The organism is Micromonospora sp. WMMD754 (assembly GCF_049315235.1).
Lineage (GTDB): Bacteria > Actinomycetota > Actinomycetes > Mycobacteriales > Micromonosporaceae > Micromonospora > Micromonospora sediminicola.
In genome coordinates this window covers 4477501-4502367 of the sequence record NZ_CP186058.1, presented here as the reverse complement: position 1 = coordinate 4502367, position 24867 = coordinate 4477501, and the positions used below count along the sequence as shown (strand labels likewise).

At 73.2% G+C, this 24867-nt stretch carries 19 protein-coding genes and 2 rRNA genes (1 of these 21 only partly in view); 3 read left to right on the top strand and 18 right to left on the bottom strand.

What is annotated here, in order from left to right; genetic code table 11:
- Positions 1–3 precede the first annotated feature (3 nt).
- Positions 4–1119, bottom strand: a complete 1116-nt coding sequence (ald, locus tag ACN27B_RS21710; RefSeq protein WP_091577845.1) for an alanine dehydrogenase — start codon at positions 1117–1119, stop codon at positions 4–6.
- Positions 1120–1307: 188 nt separating this feature from the next.
- Here ald and ACN27B_RS21705 point away from each other — a divergent pair, with 188 nt between their 5' ends.
- On the top strand, positions 1308–1661 hold the full coding sequence (locus ACN27B_RS21705) for a TM2 domain-containing protein (RefSeq protein ID WP_091577847.1): 354 nt from the start codon (positions 1308–1310) through the stop codon (positions 1659–1661).
- A gap of 83 nt (positions 1662–1744) precedes the next feature.
- Here ACN27B_RS21705 and ACN27B_RS21700 read toward each other — a convergent pair whose 3' ends face one another.
- From ACN27B_RS21700 to ACN27B_RS21640, 13 genes are all read right to left on the bottom strand, one after another.
- Positions 1745–2350 carry an NUDIX domain-containing protein gene (locus tag ACN27B_RS21700; protein ID WP_098745293.1) on the bottom strand — a complete coding sequence of 202 codons (606 nt, stop codon included), beginning with the start codon at positions 2348–2350 and terminating at the stop codon, positions 1745–1747.
- Positions 2347–4077 carry a CTP synthase gene (locus ACN27B_RS21695; RefSeq protein ID WP_422741371.1) on the bottom strand — a complete coding sequence of 577 codons (1731 nt, stop codon included), beginning with the start codon at positions 4075–4077 and terminating at the stop codon, positions 2347–2349. The genes ACN27B_RS21700 and ACN27B_RS21695 overlap by 4 nt, the downstream gene beginning before the upstream one ends.
- 302 nt (positions 4078–4379) lie before the next feature.
- Complete coding sequence (locus ACN27B_RS21690; protein ID WP_422741370.1) at positions 4380–6857, bottom strand: hypothetical protein; 2478 nt, start codon at positions 6855–6857, stop codon at positions 4380–4382.
- Positions 6857–7990: a glycosyltransferase family 4 protein gene (locus ACN27B_RS21685; protein ID WP_422741369.1), complete on the bottom strand. Its 1134-nt coding sequence runs from the start codon at positions 7988–7990 to the stop codon at positions 6857–6859. Before ACN27B_RS21685 ends, ACN27B_RS21690 begins: the two co-directional genes overlap by 1 nt.
- Positions 7987–9684 carry a murein biosynthesis integral membrane protein MurJ gene (gene murJ, locus ACN27B_RS21680; protein ID WP_422741368.1) on the bottom strand — a complete coding sequence of 566 codons (1698 nt, stop codon included), beginning with the start codon at positions 9682–9684 and terminating at the stop codon, positions 7987–7989. Before murJ ends, ACN27B_RS21685 begins: the two co-directional genes overlap by 4 nt.
- A gap of 1 nt (position 9685) precedes the next feature.
- Positions 9686–10549 (bottom strand): hypothetical protein, encoded by an 864-nt coding sequence (locus ACN27B_RS21675; RefSeq protein WP_422741367.1) that lies wholly within the window; start codon positions 10547–10549, stop codon positions 9686–9688.
- Positions 10550–10610: 61 nt separating this feature from the next.
- Positions 10611–11552, bottom strand: a complete 942-nt coding sequence (locus ACN27B_RS21670) for a copper transporter (RefSeq protein WP_099161484.1) — start codon at positions 11550–11552, stop codon at positions 10611–10613.
- A gap of 28 nt (positions 11553–11580) precedes the next feature.
- Positions 11581–12759 (bottom strand): putative cytokinetic ring protein SteA, encoded by a 1179-nt coding sequence (gene steA / locus ACN27B_RS21665; RefSeq protein ID WP_099164652.1) that lies wholly within the window; start codon positions 12757–12759, stop codon positions 11581–11583.
- A gap of 118 nt (positions 12760–12877) precedes the next feature.
- Positions 12878–14635: a DNA repair protein RecN gene (recN, locus tag ACN27B_RS21660; RefSeq protein WP_098745298.1), complete on the bottom strand. Its 1758-nt coding sequence runs from the start codon at positions 14633–14635 to the stop codon at positions 12878–12880.
- Between the two features lie 435 nt (positions 14636–15070).
- Positions 15071–15955 carry an NAD kinase gene (locus ACN27B_RS21655; protein ID WP_091577872.1) on the bottom strand — a complete coding sequence of 295 codons (885 nt, stop codon included), beginning with the start codon at positions 15953–15955 and terminating at the stop codon, positions 15071–15073.
- Entirely contained in the window at positions 15952–16800 is an 849-nt protein-coding gene (locus ACN27B_RS21650; protein ID WP_099161485.1) for a TlyA family RNA methyltransferase, read from the bottom strand. The genes ACN27B_RS21655 and ACN27B_RS21650 overlap by 4 nt, the downstream gene beginning before the upstream one ends.
- A gap of 22 nt (positions 16801–16822) precedes the next feature.
- Entirely contained in the window at positions 16823–17071 is a 249-nt protein-coding gene (locus ACN27B_RS21645) for a hypothetical protein (RefSeq protein WP_099161486.1), read from the bottom strand.
- Entirely contained in the window at positions 17068–17643 is a 576-nt protein-coding gene (locus ACN27B_RS21640) for a hypothetical protein (protein ID WP_422741366.1), read from the bottom strand. The genes ACN27B_RS21645 and ACN27B_RS21640 overlap by 4 nt, the downstream gene beginning before the upstream one ends.
- Before the next feature lie 112 nt (positions 17644–17755).
- On the opposite strand from ACN27B_RS21640, the gene ACN27B_RS21635 reads away from it, so the two are divergent.
- Positions 17756–18091: an SCP2 sterol-binding domain-containing protein gene (locus ACN27B_RS21635; RefSeq protein ID WP_281591787.1), complete on the top strand. Its 336-nt coding sequence runs from the start codon at positions 17756–17758 to the stop codon at positions 18089–18091.
- Between the two features lie 12 nt (positions 18092–18103).
- Here the strand turns inward: ACN27B_RS21635 and ACN27B_RS21630 are convergent, their stop codons facing one another.
- Together ACN27B_RS21630 and ACN27B_RS21625 are read right to left on the bottom strand one after the other, a co-directional pair.
- Positions 18104–19099, bottom strand: coding sequence for an HAD-IIA family hydrolase (locus ACN27B_RS21630; protein ID WP_422746034.1), 996 nt, complete (start codon positions 19097–19099; stop codon positions 18104–18106).
- A 71-nt stretch (positions 19100–19170) separates the two neighbouring features.
- A complete protein-coding gene (locus tag ACN27B_RS21625; RefSeq protein WP_422741365.1) occupies positions 19171–20157 on the bottom strand; it encodes a tetratricopeptide repeat protein in 987 nt (328 codons plus the stop codon).
- Here ACN27B_RS21625 and ACN27B_RS21620 point away from each other — a divergent pair.
- Positions 20074–21813, top strand: coding sequence for a hypothetical protein (locus tag ACN27B_RS21620; protein WP_422741364.1), 1740 nt, complete (start codon positions 20074–20076; stop codon positions 21811–21813). The genes ACN27B_RS21625 and ACN27B_RS21620 overlap by 84 nt on opposite strands.
- 93 nt (positions 21814–21906) lie before the next feature.
- On the opposite strand, the gene rrf is transcribed toward ACN27B_RS21620, so the two are convergent.
- A 5S ribosomal RNA gene (gene rrf, locus ACN27B_RS21615) occupies positions 21907–22023 on the bottom strand.
- A gap of 75 nt (positions 22024–22098) precedes the next feature.
- Positions 22099–24867, bottom strand: a 23S ribosomal RNA gene (locus ACN27B_RS21610); it runs 340 nt beyond the window's last position.

The window sequence follows — 24867 nt, the reverse complement described above, 5'->3', positions numbered from 1 at the left end:
CGGTCAGCTGAGCACCTCGGCCAGCGGCAGCACGTCCATGCCGTGCGCCTCCGCCACCGGGCCGTAGACGACCTTGCCGGCGTGGGTGTTCAGGCCCAGCGCCAGCGCCGGGTCGCTGCGCAGCGCCTGCTGCCAGCCCTGGTTGGCCAGTTCGAGGGCGTACGGCAGGGTGACGTTGGTCAGGGCGTAGGTGCTGGTGTTCGGCACCGCGCCGGGCATGTTCGCCACGCAGTAGAAGATCGAGTCGTGCACCTTGTAGACCGGGTCGGCGTGCGTGGTCGGCCGCGAGTCCTCGAAGCAGCCGCCCTGGTCGATGGCGATGTCGACGAGCACGCTGCCCGGCTTCATCCGGGAGACCAGCTCGTTGGAGATCAGCTTCGGGGCCTTCGCGCCGGGCACCAGCACCGCGCCGATGACCAGGTCCGCGTCGAGCACGGCCCGCTCGATCTCGTACGCGTTGGAGGCGACGGTCTGCAGGTGGCCACGGTAGATGGCGTCGGCCGAGCGGAGCCGGGCCACGTTCTTGTCCAGCAGCAGCACCTCGGACTGCAGGCCGAGCGCGATGGCGGCGGCGTTCAGGCCGGACACGCCGGCGCCGATGACCACGGTCTTGGCCGCGTACACGCCGGAGACGCCGCCGGGCAGCACGCCCCGCCCGCCGCCGGTGCGCATCATGTAGAAGGCGCCCACCTGCGGGGCGAGCCGGCCGGCCACCTCGGACATCGGGGCGAGCAGCGGCAGCGACCGGTCGGGCAGCTCCACCGTCTCGTACGCGATGCCGGTGACCTTGCGGTCGACGAGCGCGTCGGTGCACTCGCGGGAGGCGGCCAGGTGCAGGTAGGTGAAGAGCACCTGCCCCTCGCGCATCCGGTGGTACTCCTCGGCGATCGGCTCCTTGACCTTGAGCACCAGCTCGGCGGTCTCCCAGACCTCGTCGGCGGTGGCCAGGATCTTCGCGCCGGCGGCGGCGAACTCGTCGTCGGTGATGCTGGAGCCGACCCCGGCGCCGGCCTCGACGAAGACCTCGTGGCCGTGGCGGGTGAACTCGTTGACGCCGGCGGGCGTGATCGCCACCCGGTACTCGTGGTTCTTGACCTCGCGGGGGATTCCGACCTTCACGATGCAGACACCTTCCTCCGGGGCGGCTCACCCCCGACTGAACGGCGCCGCGACGGCTCCGTTGCCGACGCGGTCCACCGGTCCCGCCGGCGGCAGTCTAGGCGCGTGGGAGGCCCGGGGACGCCAACACAGTGACATCCGGTGCCCGGTGGTGCTGACGATCTGTCAGGCGTGGACCGGGCTGCCCGGTGGAGACGACCTCAGCCGACAGGACAGACTTCGGTAAATATCTTCCCACCGGCGGGTGCCGATGCGGACAGGACGCGAGTGGATCACTATGGTGTCCGCTCATGACCACTCCTTACCAGCAGTACCCGCAGGGCGTCTCGGACAAGAGCAAGGTCGTCGCGGGCGTCCTCGGCATCCTGCTCGGCTTCTTCGGCGCCGGGCGGTTCTACATGGGCGACACCAAGACCGGCGTCCTCCAGCTCGTGGTGAGCGTCGTGACCTGCGGCTTCGGCGCCCTCTGGGGCACCATCGACGGCATCCTGATCCTGGTCAACGGTGGCGTCGACGGGCAGGGTCGCCCGCTGCGCGACTGAGCGCCGACACACGCCAAGGGGCCACGCGGTGCGTCGCACCGCGCGGCCCCTTCGTCGTCGCTCCGGGAGTCGTCGCTTCCGGATCAGCGCGGCAGCGGCGCCTCGGGGCGGCGCAGCTCGGTGAAGCCGGTCTCCCGGGCCCGGGCGGCGGCGAGCAGCCCGGCCACGCAGGACGCGTTGGTGATCTCGCCGGCGAGCACCATCCGGACCGCCTCGTCGAGGTCGACGCGGACCACCTGCAGGTCGGCCTCCTCGTCGTGCCGGTCGTGTCGCTGCTCGGCCGGCACGTCGCCGAGGTCGCGGGCCAGGAAGACCCGGACCACCTCGTCGGAGAAACCGGGCGAGCTGTGCAGGTCGACCAGCACGTCGACGCGTCCCGCGGTGAGGTCGGCCTCCTCGGCCAGCTCCCGTGCCGCCGCGGCGGCCAGGTCCTCCCCGCTGACGTCCATCAGACCCGCCGGCAGCTCCCACAGGTGCCGGCCGACCGGGTGCCGGTACTGGCGGATCAGCACCACCTGGCCGGCGTCGTCGAGCGCCACCACGGCCACCGCGCCCACGTGCCGGACGTAGTCGCGCGCGGCGGTGCCGCCGCCCGGCATGGTCACGTCGTCGCTGACCACCGAGAAGATCCGGCCGGACCAGACGTCCCGGCGCGCGGTCACCTCGTACCGGTGCTCCACCCCGCTCACTTGGCGGACGCCTTCGCCGCGCCGCCGCGGCCGGTCTTCTTCGCCGTGCCGTCCAGGTCCACCGGGAGCTGGTCGGCCTCGGAGTACGCGACCGCAGCGCCGACGAACGCGGCGAACAGCGGGTGCGGCCGGGTCGGGCGGCTCTTCAGCTCCGGGTGCGCCTGGGTGGCCACGAAGAACGGGTGCAGCTCGCGGTCCAGCTCGACGAACTCGACCAGCCGCCCGTCGGGCGAGGTGCCGGAGATGGTCAGGCCGGCCTTGGTGAGCTGGTCGCGGTAGGCGTTGTTCACCTCGTAGCGGTGCCGGTGCCGCTCGCTGACCTCGACGCTGCCGTACGCCTCGGCGACGATCGAACCCTCGGCCAGCTTCGCCGGGTACGCCCCGAGCCGCATGGTGCCGCCCAGGTCGCCCCGGCCCGCGACGATGTCCTCCTGGTCGGCCATGGTGGCGATGACCGGGTGCACCGCCTCCTCGTCGAACTCCAGGGAGTTCGCCCCGTCCAGGCCGGCCAGGTGGCGGGCCACCTCGATGGTCATGCACTGCAGGCCGAGGCAGAGGCCGAGCAGCGGGACGCCGTTCTCCCGGGCGTACCGGGCGGTGCCGACCTTGCCCTCGATGCCGCGCACGCCGAACCCGCCGGGGATGACGATGCCGTCGACGCCGGCCAGCGCGGCGGCCGCGCCGGCCGGGGTGACGCAGTCGTCGCTGGGCACCCACTTGAGCTGCACCCGGGCGCGGTGGCCGAAACCGGCGGCCCGGATCGCCTCGCTGACCGACAGGTACGCGTCGGGCAGGTCGACGTACTTGCCGACCAGCGCGACGGTGATCGTGTGGCGGGGCTGGTGCACCCGCTCCAGCAGGTCGTCCCAGCTGGTCCAGTCCACGTCGCGGAACGACAGGCCGAGCCGGCGCACCACGTACGCGTCGAGGCCCTCGCGGTGCAGCACCTTCGGGATGTCGTAGATGCTCGGCGCGTCCGGGGCGGCGGTGACCGCCTCCCGGTCGACGTCGCAGTACAGCGACAGCTTCTCCTTGACCTTGTCCGGGATCTCCCGGTCGCAGCGCAGCACCAGCGCGTCGGGCTGGATGCCGATGCTGCGCAGCTGCGCCACCGAGTGCTGGGTCGGCTTGGTCTTCAGCTCGCCCGAGGGCGCCAGGTAGGGCACCAGCGACACGTGCAGGTAGAAGCAGTTGTCCCGGCCCAGGTCGTGGCGGATCTGCCGGATCGACTCCAGGAACGGCAGCGACTCGATGTCGCCGACCGTGCCACCGACCTCGGTGATCACGACGTCGGGGACCTGGCCGTCGGCGTCCGGGTCGGCCATGCCGAGGATCCGGGCCTTGATCTCGTTGGTGATGTGCGGGATGACCTGGACGGTGTCGCCCAGGTATTCGCCGCGTCGCTCCTTGGCGATCACCGCCGAGTAGATCTGCCCGGTGGTGACGTTCGCCTTGCCGGAGAGGTCCCGGTCGAGGAACCGCTCGTAGTGCCCGACGTCGAGGTCGGTCTCGGCGCCGTCCTCGGTGACGAAGACCTCGCCGTGCTGGAACGGGTTCATCGTGCCGGGATCGACGTTCAGGTACGGGTCGAGCTTCTGCATCACCACGCGCAGCCCGCGCGCGGTCAGCAGGTTGCCGAGGCTGGAGGCGGTGAGGCCCTTACCCAGCGAGGAGGCGACGCCCCCGGTGACGAAAATGTGCCTGGTCGTCCGTGCTGAAGGGGCCAAGGCCTGCTCCCGTGTCGTCCGTAGCGGTCGTGCGAACCGCCGTGCCGATCAGCCAAGTGATCACGCGATCCACGGGATTCCACGGTAACACCTTCCGGACGGTGAGCCGGCGTCGCACCCGCTGTCGGTGCACGTGGGGCCGCATCCGCCCGCCGCGGACCCTCCCGGACGACCTGCTTCACCCAAGATCCACACCGGTACGCCGGAACGGCGGGGTCACACCCCGCCGGACACCGCCACCTCGCCGAGCTGGCGCGGCCGGACCCGACCGGACCGGACCGGACGAACGGGAGCCGGGCGGGTCAGGTCGCGGGCACCTCGGTGGGCGGCCCGGTCGGCTGGGAAGGCAGTCGGGGGTCGGCCGGCCCGCCGGGCGCGGCGTCCTCCCCCGCCGCCGACGGGCCACCCCGGGCGACGCCTCCCGGCGACCCGGCCGGCCGGTCCGCGTCACCGGCAGGGCGGGGGTCGCCCGACGGGACGTCGACGGTGGGAGCCGCCGCGCCGCCGCCCGAGCGGGTCGCGCCGCCCCTCGAACCGCCGCCGGCCGGGCCACCACCATCCGACCCGACGCCGGCCGGGTCACCGCCCGCGCCGTCGCGGGCTGGGTCACGACCCGCCGCGCCGCCGGCCGGCCCGCCGCCGGGCGGGGTCGCGCCGACCTCGCCCCCGGGACGTCCGCTGTCGGGCCGGGTGCGGTCGGTGGAGTGGTCGAGCACCCGGAGCGCGGCCAGCGCCGCCATCGGCACCACCAGCGCCCCCGCCGCCCCGGCCACGTCCAGCGCCGAGCCGCCCAGCACCCCGCCGAGGCCGGCCGCCACGCCGGTGCCGGCCATCGCCGCCCGAATCGCGGGGTAGATGCCGAACAGCCGCATCAGCCCGCCCCAGGGCTGGAGCAGGGCCAGCCAGACCAGCGCCGCCCCGGCCAGGGCCAGCACGGTCAACGGGCTGTTCACCAGCGTCTGGAAGTTGGAGGTGCTGGACCGGTGCACGGTGAGCCCGCCGGTGCCGTCGCCGAGCGCGGCCAGGAACCGGCCCAGGCTGCCCCGCTCGACCGCCGGCCGGCCCAGGTCGACCAGCGCGAACCCGATGGTGACCGCCAGCCCGGCCATGGTGGCCCAGGCCAGGCGGCTCACGGTCAGCCATCCGCCGGTGCAGATCGCGGCGGCGACGCTCACGCCGGCGGTGAGCGCGATCGCGCCGATCGAGTCGGCGCCCAGATAGGGGCTGCCGACGATCACCACCGCGAGGCCGCCGACCGCGACCATGACGAACGGCCGCCAGCCCCGCCGGAAACGTTGGGCCAGCCAGCCGCCGCACAGCAGCGACCCGGCGATGAACACGCCCAGCCCGACCGTGCCCAGCCCGGCGTACCGGCCGCCCTCCAGGGCGGAGTAGCCGACCACGCCGTTGAGCTGCAACCGGGAGCCGGTGAGCACGTCCACGCCGACCACCAGCGTGGCCAGCCCGGCGACCGCACCCAGCGGCCCGAGCGTGCGGTCGTGCCCGGGGGTGAACCGGACCGCCGCCGTGCCGCCGACGATGAGCAGGCCGGTCACCGAGGCGAACCACCAACCGGCGTGGTGCCCACGCCACCAGGGCGCGGCGTCGGCCAGCAACGCCGCCGGCACGGCCAGCGCGGCGGCGATCAGCAGCAGCTCCACCACGGCGACCACGCGCCGGGACACCGGTGCGGGCCCGTGCGGGCCGGCCAGCCGGCGGGCCCGGCGCAGCAGCGGCAGCACCGCCACCGCCAGAGCCAGCTGGGCGGCGGCCAGCAGGGTGAAGAACCAGCCGGCGACCCGCCGCTGGGCGGCGGCCTCCCGGTCGGCGTCGGCGGGCGCCTCGATCGCGGTCCGCAGGTCGTCGGGCCGGTCGTCGACCGTCACCGCGGGTCGGCCCAGGAACGCCCGTTCCGGCATCGGCCGGCCGAGCGCGGCGAGCGCGGTCGGCGCCAGGTCGACCAGTTGCAGGTAGCCGGCCCGAGCGGTGCTCGCGGAGGTCAGCCACCCGCCGTCCCAGCCGGGACCGTCGGCGACCGCGACGTGCAGCCGCGCCGGCGAGTCGGTGTCGGAGACGCCGGCGACCAGCACCAGCGAGTTCGGCGGCCGGGCGGCGAGCACCCGGGCCAGCCGGGCGTCGGCCTCGCGCGCCTGACCCGCGCGGACGACCGGGTCGTCGTCGTCGACGGTGCCCACGTCGACGATGCTCAGCACGCAGGAGCCGAGCAGTTCCGCCGGGTCCTCGGGCAGCGCCGGCGCGTACCGGTCGACCCGGCCGAACGGCCGGGCGGCGGCCACGGCGGCGCCCGGGCCGACCGCCACCGAGCAGCGCACCGACTCGGCCAGCGCCCCGGGCGTCGCACCCCAGGCGAGCTTGTCCTGGTTGTACGCGACGACGGACTCCTGGTCGGGCAGGTTGGCGCCGATCCGGTCGGGCTGCTCGACGCTCACCCCGGTCGCCGGGCAGCCGCCGCCGGTCCGGGGGCCGTTCCAGGCGGCGAAGTTGCCGGCGCCCAGGGTCAGCCACCCGTCGACCGGGCAGGTGGGGCGGTGCGCGGAGCGCACCGAGAGGGAGCCGATCGCGCCCTGCTCGGCCATCCGCCACAGCGTCGGGGTGTTCTGCGGGTCGACGTCGTCCCAGCGCAGACCGGCGGCGCCGACCAGCACCACGAAGTCGGCGCTGCGCCGGGGCGTGCCGTTGTCCGGGCGGGCGGCCAGCGCGGTGACGCCCAGCGCCACCACCACCAGCGTCAACAGCACCGGGACGAGTCGGCGCAGCATCAGCGGTTCCCCGTCGAGTGCTGGGGCGTCAGCTCCGCGTAGAGGGCGGCGAGGGCGGCCACGGTGTCAGCCTCGGTGGGCCAGGTCGCGGCCCGGGCCGTGCCGCGCCGGCTCAGCTCGGCCCGGCGCGGGGCGTCGTCGAGCAGCTCGCGCACCGCCGCGTCGACGGCGTCCACGTCACCGGGCGGCACCAGGGCCGCGGCGTCGCCGACCAGCTCCGGCAGGCCGCCGACCGCGGTCGCGACCAGCGGTACGCCGGCCCGCAGCGCCTCCTGCGCGAACAGCTGCCGTGCCTCCCAGTCGCTGGTGACCACGGCGAGGTCGGCGCCGGCCAGCAGGTCCGCCACGTCGGTGCGGTGCCCGAGCAGGGTCACCGGCGCCCGGGCGGCCGAGATCCGCGCGGCCAGCGGCAGGTAGGCGGGCCCGCTGCCGGCGATCACCACCGCCGGGGCGGGGATCCGGGTCCGCCACCGGGCGGCCGCGTCGATCAGCACGTCGTACCGCTTCTGCGGATGCAACCGGCCCACCGAGAGGATCAGCGGGCGGTCCCCGGTGACCCCGAACTCGGCCCGCACGGCGGCGCGACGGCGGCGCGGCGCGGGCAGCGCGGGCGCGGCGACCGGCGCGAGGCGGGCGTCGGTGGCGCCCAGCGCGGCGGCCCGCTCGACCAGGTCGGCGGAGGCGCCCAGCGCGACCCGGACGGAGCGGGCGACGACCCGCTCGACCAGCCGGGACACGGTGCCGCGCAGCCCACCGGCGAGCACCGCGTTGTGCCAGGTCACGACCAGCGGAGCGGCGGGGCGGGCGAGCGCGGCGACCAGCCCGGCGCGTAGGCCGTGCGCGTGCACCACGTCGACCGGCGTCTGCGTGAGCGCCCGGCGCAGCGCGGTGACCGCGCGCGCGTCGCCCGGGGTGGGGCTGGCCGGGATCTCCACCGGCGTGAACCGGGCGCCGGCCCCGGTGAAGTCGAACTGGTCCTGGGTGGCGGCCGGGCCGCAGACCAGCACGGCGGCGCCGGCCTCGGTCAGGCCCCGGGCGACCGAGCGGACGTGCTGCCCCACCCCGCCGGTGCTGGAGGCGAGCACCAGGGCGACCGACCCGGGCCAGCGCGGTGCCGGCGAGGCGTCCGTCATGAGGAAACGGTCTCCTTTCCGTCGCCCCGCTCGCCGGGGTGCTGGTCGGTCCGCGGGCCGTCGGCCCCGCCGGCCGGGCGCCGCCGGCGTACCCGGCGGGCCAGGGCCGCGAGCAGCGGCCGCAGGTCGCGGGCGTCGGTCAGCCAGGCGACGGCGAGGAACAGGACACCGACCACGACCCCGGACAGCATGCCCTGCGCGAGGGCCGCGAGTGTCGTCGGGGTCCCGTCGCCGAGCCCGGCGAGTCCCCTGGCGGTGGCCACTCCGCCGCCGGCGGCGACGGCGGCGGCCAGCAGCCCGGCGGCCCCGGACCGGCCGACGCCGGCCAGCGCCTCCCGGCCGGCGGACCGGCCCACGGCGGCGAGCAGCAGGCCGCCGAGCAGCACCATCCCGGCGGAGGTGGCCAGCGTCACCGCGAGCACCCGGTCGGCCAGCGGCAGCGCCTGGCCGAGCAGGACCGCGAGCACGGGCACGCTCAGCCAGCCCACCGCGGTGGCGACGCTTGCCGCGCGGGTCTCGCCGCGGGCGTAGAGGGCCCGGGTGAGCACCGCGAACAGGCCGTAGCCGAGCAGGCCGGGAGCGAAACCGGCGATCCCGACCGCCGCGGTCCGCGCGTCGAGCGGGTCGCTGAAGAAGAAGTGCCCGACCGGGATGGCGGTGCCGACCAGCGCGGCGGTGCCGAGCAGGCTGAACAGCACGATCCCGCGCACCGCCGGCGCGAGGGTCTCCCGGTAGCCCCGTTCGTCACCGCTCGCCCGCGCCGCCACCAGCGTCGGGTACGCGGCGACCGCGAGCGGCACCGCCAGCACCGCCCAGGGCAGGAAGTAGACCGTCTGGGCCAGGTTGTAGACGCCGACGTCGGCGACCCGGCCGTAGGTGACCTGGTTGAGCGTGACGGCCAGCGCGATCTGCTGGGCGGCGACGGTGACCACGCCGGCGCCCACCAGCCCGCCGACCCGGGCCCGGGCGTCGGCCGGGAACCGGTAGCCCGGCCGGATCGGCAGCCGCAGCCGGCGCAGCGGGATCAACAGGGACAGCGACAGCACGACCACGCCGAGCGTGGTGCCGCCGGAGAGCAGCAGCTCGCCGCCGCGCCCGGCCACGCCGATGGTGGCCAGCCGGCCCTCGACGGCGGTGAAACCGAGGTAGACCGCGATGACCGTGACGCTGGACAGCAGTGGCGCGATGACCGGCCAGGCGAACCGCCGGTGCGCCTGGAGCACGCCGGTGAGCACGATCCCCACGCCGTAGAGCGGCAGCTGCGGGGCGAAGACCCGCAGCATCCGCGCGCCGGAGGCCTGCCGCACCTCGCCCAGGCCGTGCCCGAGCAGGCCCATCAGCGGGTCGGCGAACAGCGCCACCAGCACCGCCAGCGGCACCAGCAGGCTCAACGTCCAGGTCAGCAGCGCGCCGGTGGTGGCGGCCACCGCCCGCCGGTCACCCACCTCGACCGCGCCGGCCAGCAGCGGTACGACGAGGCTGGCCAGCGCCCCGCCGGCGACGATCTCGAAGATGAAGTTCGGGACGTAGTTCGCCACCAGGTAGGCGCCACCGAGGTCGGTGGGGGCCAGCGACCAGGTGAACACGGCGGTGCGGCCGAACCCGGCGAGCCGGCTGACCACGGTGAGGACGGCGATGAGGGCGGCCGCGCCGGCGACGCGGCCGGCGGCGGCGAGGGGTGCCGGTTTCGTCACGTCAGTCGGCGAGCCGGCCCAGCTCGTCGAGGTGTCGCAGCCCCGGGGTCCGCTGGATCACCTGGGTGAAGCTGACCTTCTCGCTGGCCGCGGTCAGCGCGGCGAGCACGGCCAGCACGGCGGCGCGCCCGAGCGGCCCGGTACGCGCGGCGAGGCTGACCCCGAGCACCGCGCCGAGCGCGTTGGCGCCGCTGTCGCCGAGCATCACCCGCTCGTCCAGGTCCTCGCGGACCAGGCCGGCGGCGGCGCCGACGGCGCCCGCCGCGATGCCGCCGTAGGGGCCGGTGGACAGCGGCGCGCCGAGCAGCATGCCGGACTTCAGCGCCCGGCCGGGGCGCAGGTCGAGCAGGTTGACCAGGTTGGCGGTGCCGGCCACCACGCCGGCGCCGAGCAGCACGTCGAGCCCGCGCCCGAGCGCGCCGGCCCGCTGCCGGCGCGGGTGGGCGGCGACCCGCCGGTCGGCGGCGAGCAGCGCCGCGGCGCCGAGCCCGGCCGCGCCCACCCCGGCGACCTTGACCAGCCCGGCGGTGACCTGCCCCTCGCGCAGCGCGGCGAGGTGCCCGGCGAACCCCTTGGCGGCCTTCTGTTCCGGGCGGGCGCCGACCACGTCGTCGTAGAGCCCGACCGCGCCCGCGCCGACCCCGGCGAGCAGGGCGGCCGCGCCGGCCGTCGCGCTGCCGGCGCCGAGCGCGCCCGCGGTGGCGGCGCCGACGGCCAGCGCCGGACCGGCGGCCAGGGTCACGGTGCGGCCCCGGTAGTTGGTGCGCTCCAGCGCGGGCGCGCTCGGCGACATCCGCACCTCGCGCAGCACGTAGCGGGCGGTCAGCACCCCCACGCCCACGGCCAGCAGCCGACCCAGTCTCACGCGACCCCTCCGATCCGGACTCCGAACGCGGCACGGCACGGACCGGACGGTCCGGGCGCGTTCACTGGGGCAGTTTAGGCAGCAGGCCGGTGGCGTTGTCGCCCACGCCGTACTGGCCGGTCTTCTTCTCGGTCAGCTGCTGTGCCAGGGCGAGGCTGGTGACCAGCTGGCCCTGCACGGTGTTGGCGTTGTCGACGGTGGAGATGGTCTGCGACAGCACCGGGTCGCCGCGGACCACCGCGACCAGGTTGCCGCCGGTGGAGCCCATGCCGGCGACCACGAGCGCCCCCGCCCGGTCGAACTGCTCGGCGATCTTCACCACCGACTCGTCCTTCTTCGCCGAGTCCTTGTCCACGTACGGCTGGCCGGTGACCAGCACGACGGCCTCGGCGGCGCCGGAGATCTTGTCCTCCGGGGTGAGGTAGCCGGCGGTGGCGTACTGCTGCAGCACGCTGCTCCGGTCGGCGTCGCTGACCGGCGGGCTGCCCGCCGGCCGGTCCACCAGGACGTTGGCCAGCAGCGCGCTGGAGGTCTCCACGCCGTGCCCGTTGCCGGGCAGGTTGGAGGCCGGGGCGCTGTTCGGGCGGGCGGCGGTGACCGCCAACTCCAGCAGGTTGTTGTTGCTGTCCGGGTTGATGAACTTGTCCTGCACGTCGATCCGGCCGGTGACGTCGGCGCCGGCGGTGCGGAGCATCTTGATGACGCCCTCGGCCTGGTCCCGGCCGCTGGGCAGGGTGAGCACCAGCACCCGGCGGTCGTTGAGCTTGCCGGGCAGGACGACCTGGGCCATCTGGGCGGCGAAGTCCTCCTCGGTCTCCAACTGCTTCTGCATGTCGTTGACCGACTGGCGCATCAGTGAGTTGTCCTTGCGCAGGCCGTTGACGTTCTCCCGGAGCGCGTCGGCGACCGGGCCGTTGAGGGCGGCCGTGCCGACCACCAGGCCGATCGCCAGCGCGAGGAAGACCGCGGTCAGGGACACCACGTGGTAGCGGAAGTTGATCACGCTTGCAGCCTCTTGATCGTCGGGGGAGCTAGAAGAGCTGGCCGAGCTGGAACACGAAATTGTCCCACCATTCGGAGACCACGCCCAAATACGCCTTCCCGACGGTGGAGACCGCCACCGCGGAGGCCATCGCGGCCACCGCCGAGAGGACCAGCAGCAGCAGCGACGAACCGGAGATGCTCTGCCGGTAGAGCCGGCTGACGCCCTTGGCGTCGACCAGCTTGCCGCCCACCTTCAGCCGGGTCAGGAACGTCGACGCCATGCCGCCGCGGCCCTTGTCGAGGAACTCCACCAGGGTGGCGTGGGTGCCGACGGCCACCAGCAGCGAGGCGCCCTTCTCGTCGGCCAGCAACATGGCCAGGTCCTCGCTGGTGGCCGCCGCCGGGAACGTGATCGCGGGGACGCCCAGACCGTTGACCCGGGGCAGCCCCGGGGCCCGCCCGTCCGGGTAGGCGTGCACGATCACCTCGGCGCCGCAGCGCAGCACGTCGTCGGTGACCGAGTCCATGTCGCCGATGATCATGTCGGGGGTGTAGCCCGCCTCGACCAGCGCGTCGGCCCCGCCGTCGACGCCGATCAGCACCGGCTTGAACTCGCGGATGTAGGGCCGCAGCACGTCCAGGTCGGCCTTGTAGTCGTAGCCGCGGACCACGATCAGGCAGTGCCGGCCCTGGATCTGGGTCTGGATCTCCGGCACGCCGACGCCGTCGAGCAGCAGGTCGCGTTCCTGCTTGAGGTAGTCCATCGTGTTGGCGGCGAACGCCTCCAACTGCACCGACAGGCCCTCCCGGGCGTCGGCCATCGACTTGGCCACGGTCTCGGCGTCCTGCAGCGCGCCGTGCGCGACCGGTTCGTCGCCGACGAAGACGGTGTTGCCCTCGATCCGCACCAGGTCGCCCTCGCGGATTTGCTCGAAGACGCTCTCCCCGAGGTCGTCGAGCAGCGGGATGCCGGCCGCGACGAGCACCTCGGGGCCGAGGTTGGGATAGCGGCCGGAGACCGACGGCTTGGCGTTGACCACCGCGGCGACCCCCACCGCGACGAGCGAGTCGGCCGCCACCCGGTCCAGGTCGACGTGGTCGATGACCGCGATGTCACCGGGGCGCAGGCGACCGACCAGCCGTTTCGTCCGGCGGTCGAGGCGCGCGGTGCCGAGGATCGAGCCCGGTTCCGCGTTCCGGGTCCGGCGCAGTGTGGGTAGACGCATCGTGACCATCCTGGCATGTGGGGCAGGTAATGCTGTCGCGACATGCCTGAGCAGGGCCGCCTACCCAGGGAAGCACACCGGGACGCGCCCCGGTGTGCTTGCGCTCACAATCGGGGCATCACGGACGCCTTTCCTTGGCCGCCACGGCCAGGAGTTCCTCGGCATGAGCGATACCCAGATCGGAATCCGGCAAACCGGCGAGCATCCGGGCCAGCTCGCGGGCCCGCTCGGTGTCCTCCACCACCCGCACGCCGCTGGTGGTCACCGCGCCGCCGGTGTCCTTCGCCACCACCAGGTGCCGGTCGGCGAACGCGGCGACCTGCGGCAGGTGGGTGACCACGAGCACCTGGTGGCTGCGGGCCAGCCGGGCCAGCCGGCGGCCGATCTCCACCGCGGCCTGGCCGCCGACCCCGGCGTCGACCTCGTCGAAGACGAGCGTGGGCGGGCCGCCGGAACCGGCGAACACCACCTCGATGGCGAGCATCACCCGGGACAGCTCACCGCCGGACGCGCCCCGCTGCAACGGCAGCGCCGGCGCACCCGGGTGGGCGAGGAGCCGCAGCTCGACCTCGTCGGCGCCGTCCGCGCCGACGCCCGCCTCGACGCCGTTGACCGGCAGGCTCGGCTCGGACCGCCCGGCCGGCCGGGACAGCACCGCCACCTCGATCCGCGCGTGCGGCATGGCCAGCCCCGCCAGCTCGACGGTGACCTGCTCGGCGAAGCGGACCGCGGCCTCGTGCCGGGACGCGGAGACCCGCCCGGCGAGGTCGGCCACCTCACCGGCCAGCCGGGACGCCTCGCGGTCCAGCTCGTCCAGCAGCTCGTCGGAGGTGTCCAGGTCGGACAGCCGGGTCCGGGCCCGCTCGGCCCAGGCCACCACCCCGTCGACGTCGTCGGCGTACTTGCGGGTGAGCGCGCGCAGCGCGGCCCGCCGCTCGTAGATGGTCTGCAGGCGGGCCGGATCGGCGTCCAGCGCGGCCAGGTAGGTGGACAGCTCGGCGGCCACGTCGGTGACCAGCGTCGCGGCCTCCTCCAGCCGGGCCGCCAGCTCACCCAGCGCCGGGTCGGTGCCGGCCTGCGCCTCCAGCGTGCGCCGGGCCGTGCCGAGCAGCGCGGTCGCGTCCGGCGCCTCGTCGGTGGCCTCCACGCCGCCGGCGACGCACTGCTGCGCCACCTGCGCGGCGGTGCGCAGCCCTTCGGCGTGCTCCAGCCGCTGCGCCTCCGCCTTCAGCTCGTCGTCCTCCCCCGGCTGCGGATCGACCCGGGTGATCTCGTCGAGGCCCAACCGCAGCAGGTCGGCCTCCTGGTTGCGCTCGCGGGCGTTGCGCCGCCGGTCGGCCAGGTCGTCGACCACCGTCCGCCACCGGCCGTACGTCTCGCGCAACGCGTCGAGCAGCTTCTCGTGCTCCGGGCCGGCGAACCGGTCCAGCGCGGCCCGCTGCTCGGCCGGGCGCAGCAGCCGCAGCTGGTCGGACTGCCCGTGCACCGCCAGCACCTGCTCGCCGACCTCGCCCAACGTCGACACGGGCATGCTGCGCCCGCCCAGGTGGGCGCGGGAGCGGCCCTCGACGGTGACCGTGCGGCTCAGCAGCAGCGAGCCGTCCTCGTCGGGCTCGCCGCCGGCGTCGATGATCCGGGCGTGCACCGCCTCGGCCACCCGCCCGCGCAGGCGCAGCCGCCCCTCGACCACCGCGCGGCCCGGCTGGGCGCGCACCCGGCCGGCGTCGGCCCGGCCACCGAAGAGCAGGCCGAGACCGGTCACCACCATCGTCTTGCCGGCGCCGGTCTCGCCGGTGATGACGTTCATCCCCCCGGCCAACGGCAGCGTGGTGTCCTCGATGACGCCCAGTCCGGTGATGCGCAGCTCTTCCAGCACAGCACCCGACAGTAGCCCCGCCGTGTGACAGTTGACCAGCCGGCACGGTGGCCTGTGGACGCCGTACCGTTCTCGACGGTCGGTCCGGCGCCGGCGGGCACTGCCCGCGCGGGTGGTCGGGGCGCCGGACGTCGCGTCGTCGCCCCAGCTCGTGCGCCGCCGCTTCCTCCGGCGGCGGCTCGACGAGCTGTCGGCCCGACCGGGGTCGACACCCGACCGGGCGCGGCGCGCCGGTCCACCCGCCGTGGCCCGGCCGCGAACGCTCCGGCGCCCCGACCGTCGCGGACCGACCACCCCCTGGTCGGGCCCGCGACCACCGGGTCACGCGTCCGGGAACCGGCGGGCCTCACCGCCGTGCCCGGACTCACCTCGACGTGACCCGTGCGCCCACGGTAACGCGCAGCGGGGCGGAGCCGGCCGGATCTGAGCGGCCGATCAGCGCCGGTTGCCGCGCCAGCCCTGCACGGGCAGGTCGAACTTGGCCACCAGCCGGTCGGTGAACGGACGCGCCCGCAGCCGGACGATGCGCACCGGCAACGCGCCGCGCCGCACGGTGACCCGGGCGCCCGGCGGCAGGTCGTAGACCCGCCGGCCGTCGCAGCAGAGCACCGCGAGCGTGGTGAACGGGTCGACCGTGATGGCGAACGTGGACGTCGGCGCGGTGACCAGCGGGCGGCTGAACAACGCGTGTGCGCTGATCGGCACCAGCAGCAGCGCCTCCACCTCCGGCCAGACCACCGGGCCGCCGCCGGAGAACGCGTACGCCGTGGAGCCGGTCGGGGTCGCGCAGACCACACCGTCGCAGCCGTAGCGCGACAGCGGCCGGCCGTCCACGTCGACGAGCAGCTCCAGCATCTGGGCGCGTTCGCCCTTCTCCACGCTGATCTCGTTGAGCGCCCACGACTCGATGGTCGGCCCGCCGTCGAACTCGGCGGTCACGTCGAGGGTGAGCCGTTCGTCCACTGTGTAGTTGCGCCCGACCACGTCGCGCACCGCGGTGTCCAGGTCGTCGATCTCCGCCTCGGCGAGGAAGCCGACCTTGCCCAGGTTGATGCCGAGCAGCGGCGCCTTCGCCGGGCGGGCCAGCTCGGCGGCGCGCAGGAACGTGCCGTCCCCGCCGAGCGCGAAGACGATCTCCGCGCCCTCGGCCGCCTCCGGACCGGTCACCGGCACCACGCCGGGCAGGTCCAGGTCGTCGGCCTCCTCGGCCACCACCCGCACCTCGAACCCGGCCGCGATCAGGTCGGCGGCCACGGACCGGGCGTGCTCGGTGCTGCGTCGACGGCCGGTGTGGGTCACCAGCAGCGCGGTACGGCTCATCCGGACACCTCCTCGGTCGTGGCCGCCGTCGCGGCGGCTCCCTGCGGGCCGGCGGCCACCACCGTGCGGACCCGGTCCGGATCGGCGGCGGGCGCGTCCCGGCGCAACCATACGAAGAACTCGACGTTGCCGCTCGGCCCGGGCAGCGGGCTGGCCGCCACGTCGGCCAGCCCGAGGCCGAGCCGCGCGGCGGCCGCGGCGACGTCGAGCACCGCCTCGGCCCGCAGCGCCGGGTCGCGCACCACGCCACCGGCGCCGACCCGCTCCTTGCCGACCTCGAACTGCGGCTTGACCATCAGCGCCAGGTCGCCGTCGGGGCCGGTGCAGCCGGCCAGTGCCGGCAGCACCAGACGCAGTGAGATGAACGACAGGTCGGCCACCGTCAGGTCGACCGGCCCGCCGATCGCCTCCGGCGTGAGGGTACGCACATTCGTGCGCTCGAACACCCGGACCCGCTCGTCGGTGCGCAGCGGCCAGGCGAGCTGCCCGTAGCCGACGTCGACGGCGACCACCTCGGCGGCTCCGGCGCGCAGCAGCACGTCGGTGAAGCCGCCGGTGGAGGCGCCCGCGTCCAGGCAGCGCCGGCCGGTCACGGCCAGCCCGCCCGGGGCGAACGCGGCGAGCGCGCCGGCCAGCTTGTGGCCGCCCCGGGAGACGTAGTCCTCGGTCGGGTCCTCGCCGGTGACCAGCAGCGGGTCCGCCGGGTCGACCATGGCGGCGGCCTTACGGGCCGGCACTCCGCGCAGCTGCACGCGACCGGCCTCCACGAGCGCGGCGGCCTGCTCGCGGGAGCGGGCCAGGCCACGCCGGACGAGTTCGGCGTCCAGCCGGGTACGACGAGCCATCGGTGTGGTTCTCCGCCTCTGCTCAGGCCTGGTCGATGCTGGCGAGCGTCTCGCGCAGCGTCTCGTACGCCGCCTCGTACTGCGCGATCTGGTCGGCCGGGGCGAGCGCCTCGGCGTTGGCCATGCCCCGCACGGCGGCGTCGACCGCCGGGTGCCGGGCCTCGCCGACCTCCTCGACCGGCGCCGGGCGGACACCGGGCGGCGGGCCGGGACGCGCGGGCGGGCCGGGGCGCGGCCCGGGCGGCGGACCCGGACGGAAGGGCGCGGTCACGACTCGGCCGCCCGGCGCCCGGTGGTCTTCTTCGCCGGCCGTGCCGGGGCGGCGGGCGAGTCGTCGGCCGGTGTGCGCGCCACGGTGGCGGCCGGCTTGCGCGCGATCGCCTTCTTGGCCACGGCCTTCTTCACGACCGCCTTGGACGGCGCCGGGGTCGGCGCCGCTCCGGTCGGCGCGACCTCCGGCGGCTCGGCCCCGGACGGCGCGGGCTCGGTCGACGCGCCGCTCGACGACGTGGGCCGCTCGGGGCCCGCACCGGCCGGGACGGTGCGGGCCTCGCGCAGCTGCCGTTCCAGGTCGTGCACCCGCCGGGTCAGCTCGGCGACCTCGTCGGCGGTGGCCAGGCCGACCGCGCCCAGTGCCCGGTCCACCTCGAAGCGCACCAGCTTGGTCAGCGCCTCCCGGTTCGACAGGCCGGTCGCGACCAGTTCCTCGGCGAGCGACTGGAGCTGCGCGGCCGTCGCGCCGCCCTGGCCGACGACGCGCATCACCGCGTCCTGCGCCTTCTTCCGGGGCGCCTCCGTCAGGCCCATGGCCAGCTCGAGGTAGGCGCGCCACGCGTCCTGCATGCCTGAGTCCTTCCGCGGGGCGAGGTGTGCAGGTGCCACGCTACCGGGCGCCTGGGACGTCCCATTGCGGTACGGTGCCGGGAAACGGCGTGGCTCGTGGTGAGGAGACGATGTGGCCAGCGTGGACGAGTGCCGGCAGGCGTTGCAGGACCTGGCGACCCGGCTGGACCAGCACGCCGAGGCGCAGGGGAAGATCGACCTGGACCGCACCCTGGCCTGCCGGATCACCGACCTGGGCACCGCCTTCCACGGTCGGCTGGAGGGCGGCCGGCTGGTCGACCTCGCCGACGGCGACGACCCGAAGGCCAAGATCGCGCTGAGCACCGGCAGTGACGACCTGGTCGCCCTGGTGCACGGCAAGCTCGACATCATGTCGGCGATGGCGTCCCGGCGGGTCTCCATCAAGGCCAACCCGTTCGACCTGATGAAGCTCCGCAAGCTGCTCTGAGCGGCCGGCGGCTCAGCCGTCGAGACCGAACGCGGCGAGCGCCTCCGCCGCCTGCGCCGAGCCGGCCCGCACACGCGGGTCGACCGACGTCGACCAGGCCACCGCGCACAGCGCCGCGAGCGCGTCCAGCGGCCGTCCCGCACCGTCGAGGACCAGCTCCCCGCCGGTCACGGTCACCGACCAGCCGCCGGCCTCCGGCCGGCCGGGCACCGCCACCACGGCCGCCGGGTCGAAGAGCCCCGCCAGGTCGAAGGAGACGTACGCCGGCCGGCGCGACTCCGGCGCGGCCAGCAGCTCGGCGGCGTCGCTGACCCCGGTGAGCACCAGCAGGCTGTCCAGCCCGGCCCGGCGGGCGCCCTCGATGTCGGTGTCGAGCCGGTCCCCCACCACCAGGGTCCGCCCGCTGCCGGCGCGCCGGGCGGCGGTGGTGAACAGCGCCGGCTCCGGCTTGCCCACCACCACGTCGGGATCCCGGTCGAGCGCGGTGCGCAGCACCGCCACCAGCGAGCCGTTGCCGGGCAGCGGTCCGCGAGGGCTGGGCAGCGTCCGGTCGGTGTTGGTGGCGTACCAGGGCACGCCCGCGCGGACGGCCAGGGACGCCTCGGCCAGGTCGGACCAGCCCACCTGCGGCCCGTAGCCCTGGGCCACGGCGGCGGGCTCCTCGTCGGCCGTGGACACCGGCCGCAGGCCCACCGCGCGCAACTCCGCCCGCAGCGCCTCCGCGCCGACCACCAGCACCGGCGCGCCGGCCGGCAGTCGGTCCCGGAGCAGTTCGGCGGTGGCGGCCGCCGAGGTGAGCACCTCGGTCGGCCGGGCCGGCACGCCCATGCCGGTGAGCAGGTCGGCCACCTCGCTGGAGCGGCGGGAGGCGTTGTTCGTCGCGTACGCGACCGCCCGCCCCTCGTCGTGCAGCCGGGCGACCGCCTCGACCGCGCCGGGGATGGGCCGGTCGATCAGGTAGATGACCCCGTCCAGGTCGAAGACGACCAGGACGTACCCGTCGACCAGCCGGCCGCCCGCCCCGGCGCGGTCGGGTGCACCCCGGTCCGCGCCGGAAGCGGTGTCCCCGGCGGGCGCTGTCACCGGCGCTCCGCCGCCTCGTCACCGCCGGCAGGCGTGCCACCGGACGCGGGCGGGGTGTCACCGGCGAGCGACTCCGCCTCGGCGTCGGTCAGCTCGTCGTCGCCCAGGTCGCCGGCGTCGCGGTCGCGGTAACCGGCCCGAGCCGCGTCACCGGCGTCCGCCGTGTCGGCGCCGTCGGCCCGCGGACGGGTGTCGCCGTCGAGGTCGTCGTCGAGGTCGTCGTCCTCGTCTTCGTCGAGGTGGTCGTCGGCGGCGTCGGTCTCGTCGTCGGGGCGCGCGGCCGCCGGGCCGCTGCCGTCCGCGTCGTCCGCCGGCTCGTCGTCCTCGTCGTCACCCTCGATGACCACGCCGTCGAGCTCCAGCAGCCGCTCGGCGGCGTCGGTCTCACCCTCGGAGTCGACGTCGGCCGCCCGGGAGAACCACTCCCGGGCCTCCTCACGTCGGCCCACGGCGAGCAGCGCGTCCGCGTACGCGTAGCGCAGCCGCGCCGTCCACGGCTCGGGCGAGTCGGTGGTCAGCTCGCGGACCTGCAGCATCGCCACGGCCGCGTCCTTCTGCCCCAGGTCGCCCCGGGCACCGGCGGCGACGATCAGCAGCTCGATGGCGACGGCCTGGTCGAGCTTCTCCCGGTCCGCGCCACGGAACAGGTCGATCGCCCGTTCCGGCCGGCCCAGCGCCCGCTCGCAGTCGGCCAGCACCGCCAGGTGACTCTGCAGGCCACTCATCCGGTGGTACGTCCGCAGCTCGGCGATGGCGGTCTGCCACTCCCCCGCGTGGTACGCGGCCAGCCCGACCGCCTCCCGCACGGCGGAGATACGCGAGGCGAGCCGGCGGGCCGCCATGGCGTGCGCCAGCGCCAGCGTCGGATCCTCGTCGATCAGCAGGCCGGTCGCGACCAGGTGCCGGGCGACCGTCTCCGCGACCGGCTTGGCGAGCGAGAGCAGCTCCGCGCGGACGGTCGAGTCGAGGTCACTCGCGACCACCTCGTCCGGCAGTTCCGGCGCCTCGCCGGTACGCCCCTCGCCGCGCTCGTCCTGACGTTCACGCTGCGGCCCGTAGTTGCCCGGCCGGTCCTCGTAGCCGCGACGCTCCCCGCCCCGGTCGTCACGCCCACCCCGGTAACCACCCGGGGCCCGGTCCTCGCGGCGGAAGCCGCCGTCGCGGTCGCCGCCCCGGTAGCCGCCCTCGCGACGCTCACCGCCGCGGAAGCCGCCCTCACGACGGTCGCCGCCGGGCCGGTTGTCGCGGTCGCCCCCACGGAAGCCACCCTCGCGTCGGTCGCCACCGCGGAAACCACCCTCGCGGTCACCGCCGCGGAAGCCACCCTCGCGACGGTCACCGCCGCGGAAACCACCCTCGCGGTCACCGCTCCGGAAGCCGCCTTCGCGACGGTCGCCGCCGCCGGGCCGGTTGTCGCGGTCCCCGCCACGGAAACCACCTTCACGACGGTCGCCACCGCGGAAACCACCCTCGCGGTCACCGCCACGGAAACCGCCCTCGCGACGGTCGCCGCCGGGGCGGTTGTCGCGGTCACCGCCACGGAAACCACCTTCACGACGGTCACCGCCGCGGAAACCACCTTCACGGTCACCGCCACGGAAACCGCCTTCACGACGGTCGCCACCGCGGAAACCACCCTCGCGGTCACCGCCACGGAAGCCACCCTCACGACGGTCGCCGCCGCCGGGGCGGTTGTCGCGGTCACCGCCACGGAAACCACCTTCACGACGGTCACCGCCGCGGAAACCACCTTCACGGTCACCGCCACGGAAACCGCCTTCACGACGGTCGCCACCGCGGAAACCACCCTCGCGGTCACCGCCACGGAAACCGCCTTCACGACGGTCGCCACCCCGGAAGCCACCCTCACGGTCACCGCCACGGAAGCCACCCTCACGACGGTCGCCGCCGCCAGGGCGGTTGTCGCGGTCGCCCCCACGGAAACCACCCTCGCGACGGTCGCCGCCACGGAAGCCGCCCTCGCGACGCTCGCCACCGCGGAAACCACCCTCACGGTCGCCACCGCGGAAGCCACCTTCGCGACGGTCGCCGCCACCGGGCCGGTTGTCGCGGTCCCCGCCACGGAAACCACCCTCGCGACGGTCCCCGCCACGGAAGCCACCCTCGCGACGCTCACCAGCGCGGAAACCACCCTCGCGGTCACCGCCGCGGAAACCGCCCTCACGACGGTCGCCACCCCGGAAGCCGCCATCGCGGTCCCCGCCACGGAAACCACCCTCACGACGGTCGCCGCCGCCGGGGCGGTTGTCGCGGTCGCCCCCACGGAAACCGCCTTCACGACGGTCACCGCCACGGAAGCCGCCCTCACGACGGTCGCCGCCGCCGGGGCGGTTGTCGCGGTCCCCGCCACGGAAGCCACCCTCGCGACGCTCACCACCGCGGAAACCACCCTCACGGTCCCCACCGCGGAAGCCACCCTCGCGACGCTCGCCACCGCCGGCCCGGCTGTCGCGACGGAAACCGCCGTCGCGGTTCTCGCCCCCACGGAAGCCGCCGGCGCGGTCGTCGCGGCCACCCCGGTACGAAGGACGGTCGTCGCGGCGGGCGTCGTTACGCCCCCGGCCGCGGTCGGCGCTGTCCTCGTGACGGCGGGGCCGGTCCCCGCCCTGCGGTCCTGAACTCACAGGTGCATCCTTCCTGATGGCGTTTCCGCCGTAACGCTAACGCAGTCGAGGGCCGACCCTGCTGGGGCGGCCCTCGACTGAAAGATTGTCCGGCGGTGTCCTACTCTCCCACACCCTCCCGAGTGCAGTACCATCGGCGCTGGAGGGCTTAGCTTCCGGGTTCGGAATGTTGCCGGGCGTTTCCCCTCCGCCATGACCGCCGTAACTCTATGAACATGTCAACCAACCCACGTCGGGTGGTGTTTGTTCAGAGTTGCACAGTGGACGCGTAGCAGCTTGGTAGTCAAGTCCTCGGCCTATTAGTACCGGTCAACTGAACCCGTTACCGGGCTTACATTTCCGGCCTATCAACCCAGTCGTCTAGCTGGGGGCCTTACCCCACAAAGTGGGTGGGATACCTCATCTTGAAGCGAGCTTCCCGCTTAGATGCTTTCAGCGGTTATCCCTTCCGAACGTAGCTAACCAGCCGTGCCCCTGGCGGGACAACTGGCACACCAGAGGTTCGTCCGTCCCGGTCCTCTCGTACTAGGGACAGCCCTTCTCAAGTATCCTACGCGCACGGCGGATAGGGACCGAACTGTCTCACGACGTTCTAAACCCAGCTCGCGTACCGCTTTAATGGGCGAACAGCCCAACCCTTGGGACCTGCTACAGCCCCAGGATGCGACGAGCCGACATCGAGGTGCCAAACCATCCCGTCGATATGGACTCTTGGGGAAGATCAGCCTGTTATCCCCGGGGTACCTTTTATCCGTTGAGCGACACCGCTTCCACATGCCAGTGCCGGATCACTAGTCCCGACTTTCGTCCCTGCTCGACCTGTCAGTCTCACAGTCAAGCTCCCTTGTGCACTTGCACTCAACACCTGATTGCCAACCAGGCTGAGGGAACCTTTGGGCGCCTCCGTTACCCTTTAGGAGGCAACCGCCCCAGTTAAACTACCCACCAGACACTGTCCCTGAACCGGATAACGGTCCGAAGTTAGATACCCAAATCAACCAGAGTGGTATTTCAAGATTGCCTCCACCCATACTGGCGTATGGACTTCACCGGCTCCCACCTATCCTACACAAGCTAATTCAGATACCAATGTCAAGCTATAGTAAAGGTCCCGGGGTCTTTCCGTCCTGCCGCGCGTAACGAGCATCTTTACTCGTAATGCAATTTCGCCGGGCCTGTGGTTGAGACAGTGGGGAAGTCGTTACGCCATTCGTGCAGGTCGGAACTTACCCGACAAGGAATTTCGCTACCTTAGGATGGTTATAGTTACCACCGCCGTTTACTGGCGCTTAAGTTCTCCGCTTCGCCCCGAAGAGCTAACAGGTCCCCTTAACGTTCCAGCACCGGGCAGGCGTCAGTCCATATACATCGAATTACTTCTTCGCATGGACCTGTGTTTTTAGTAAACAGTCGCTTCCCCCTGCTCTCTGCGGCCATACAACGCTCCACCCGCGCGGGGCTTCACGTCTCCGGCCCCCCTTCTCCCTAAGTTACGGGGGCAATTTGCCGAGTTCCTTAACCACAGTTCGCCCGATCGCCTCGGTATTCTCTACCTGACCACCTGTGTCGGTTTGGGGTACGGGCCGCTCAGAACTCGCTAGAGGCTTTTCTCGGCAGCATAGGATCACTGACTTCACCTGAATCGGCTCGGCATCACGTCTCAGCCTACATGCACCGCGGATTTGCCTACGGTACGGCCTACACGCTTACCCCGGCACAACCACCGGCCGGGATCAGCTACCTTCCTGCGTCACCCCATCGCTTGACTACTACCCGCCAGGTTCCCACGCTCCCCGCATCAGACCCGAAGGTCATCCACGGTTTGGGTGGTTAGCACAACGAGGTTCATCAGGGTCGCTCTTTCGCGGGTACGGGAATATCAACCCGTTGTCCATCGACTACGCCTCTCGGCCTCGCCTTAGGTCCCGACTCACCCAGGGCGGATTAGCCTGGCCCTGGAACCCTTGGTCATCCGGCGGAAGGGTTTCTCACCCTTCTTTCGCTACTCATGCCTGCATTCTCACTCGTGCCGCGTCCACAGCTGGGTCACCCCGCTGCTTCACCCCCGGCACGACGCTCCCCTACCCATCCACACACCTGCACAAGGAATCAAGTCCAAGCGAGGTTGAAATGTGAATGCCACAGCTTCGGCGGTGTGCTTGAGCCCCGCTACATTGTCGGCGCGGAACCACTTGACCAGTGAGCTATTACGCACTCTTTAAAGGGTGGCTGCTTCTAAGCCAACCTCCTGGTTGTCTATGCGACCCCACATCCTTTTCCACTTAGCACACGCTTAGGGGCCTTAGCTGGTGATCTGGGCTGTTTCCCTCTCGACTACGAAGCTTATCCCCCGCAGTCTCACTGCCGCGCTCTCACTTACCGGCATTCGGAGTTTGGCTGATTTCGGTAAGCTTGTGGGCCCCCTAGACCATCCAGTGCTCTACCTCCGGCAAGAAACACGCGACGCTGCACCTAAATGCATTTCGGGGAGAACCAGCTATCACGGAGTTTGATTGGCCTTTCACCCCTAACCACAGGTCATCCCCCAACTTTTCAACGTTGGTGGGTTCGGCCCTCCACGCGGTCTTACCCGCGCTTCAGCCTGCCCATGGCTAGATCACTCCGCTTCGGGTCTAGAGCATGCGACTGAATACGCCCTATTCAGACTCGCTTTCGCTACGGCTCCCCCACACGGGTTAACCTCGCCACATGCCACTAACTCGCAGGCTCATTCTTCAAAAGGCACGCCGTCACCCCGCAAGGCTCCGACGGATTGTAGGCGAACGGTTTCAGGTACTATTTCACTCCCCTCCCGGGGTACTTTTCACCATTCCCTCACGGTACTCGTCCGCTATCGGTCACCAGGAAGTATTTAGGCTTACCAGGTGGTCCTGGCAGATTCACGGCAGATTTCAGGAGTCCGCCGCTACTCGGGAACACCCACAGAAGACTGGCAACTTTCACCTACCGGACTATCACCGTCTACGGTCAGCCATTCCAGACTGTTCGACTAGCCACCAGCTTTGTAACTCCTCGAGTGCGTGTCAG

Coding starts and splice junctions, on each gene's coding strand:
- ACN27B_RS21690 (WP_422741370.1), bottom strand. CDS start 6,857: ATGCTGCGCCGACTCGTCCCGGTGCTGTTGACGCTGGTGGTGGTGGCG.
- ACN27B_RS21685 (WP_422741369.1), bottom strand. CDS start 7,990: ATGACGGACGCCTCGCCGGCACCGCGCTGGCCCGGGTCGGTCGCCCTG.
- steA (WP_099164652.1), bottom strand. CDS start 12,759: ATGCGTCTACCCACACTGCGCCGGACCCGGAACGCGGAACCGGGCTCG.
- ACN27B_RS21655 (WP_091577872.1), bottom strand. CDS start 15,955: ATGAGCCGTACCGCGCTGCTGGTGACCCACACCGGCCGTCGACGCAGC.
- ACN27B_RS21650 (WP_099161485.1), bottom strand. CDS start 16,800: ATGGCTCGTCGTACCCGGCTGGACGCCGAACTCGTCCGGCGTGGCCTG.
- ACN27B_RS21640 (WP_422741366.1), bottom strand. CDS start 17,643: ATGCAGGACGCGTGGCGCGCCTACCTCGAGCTGGCCATGGGCCTGACG.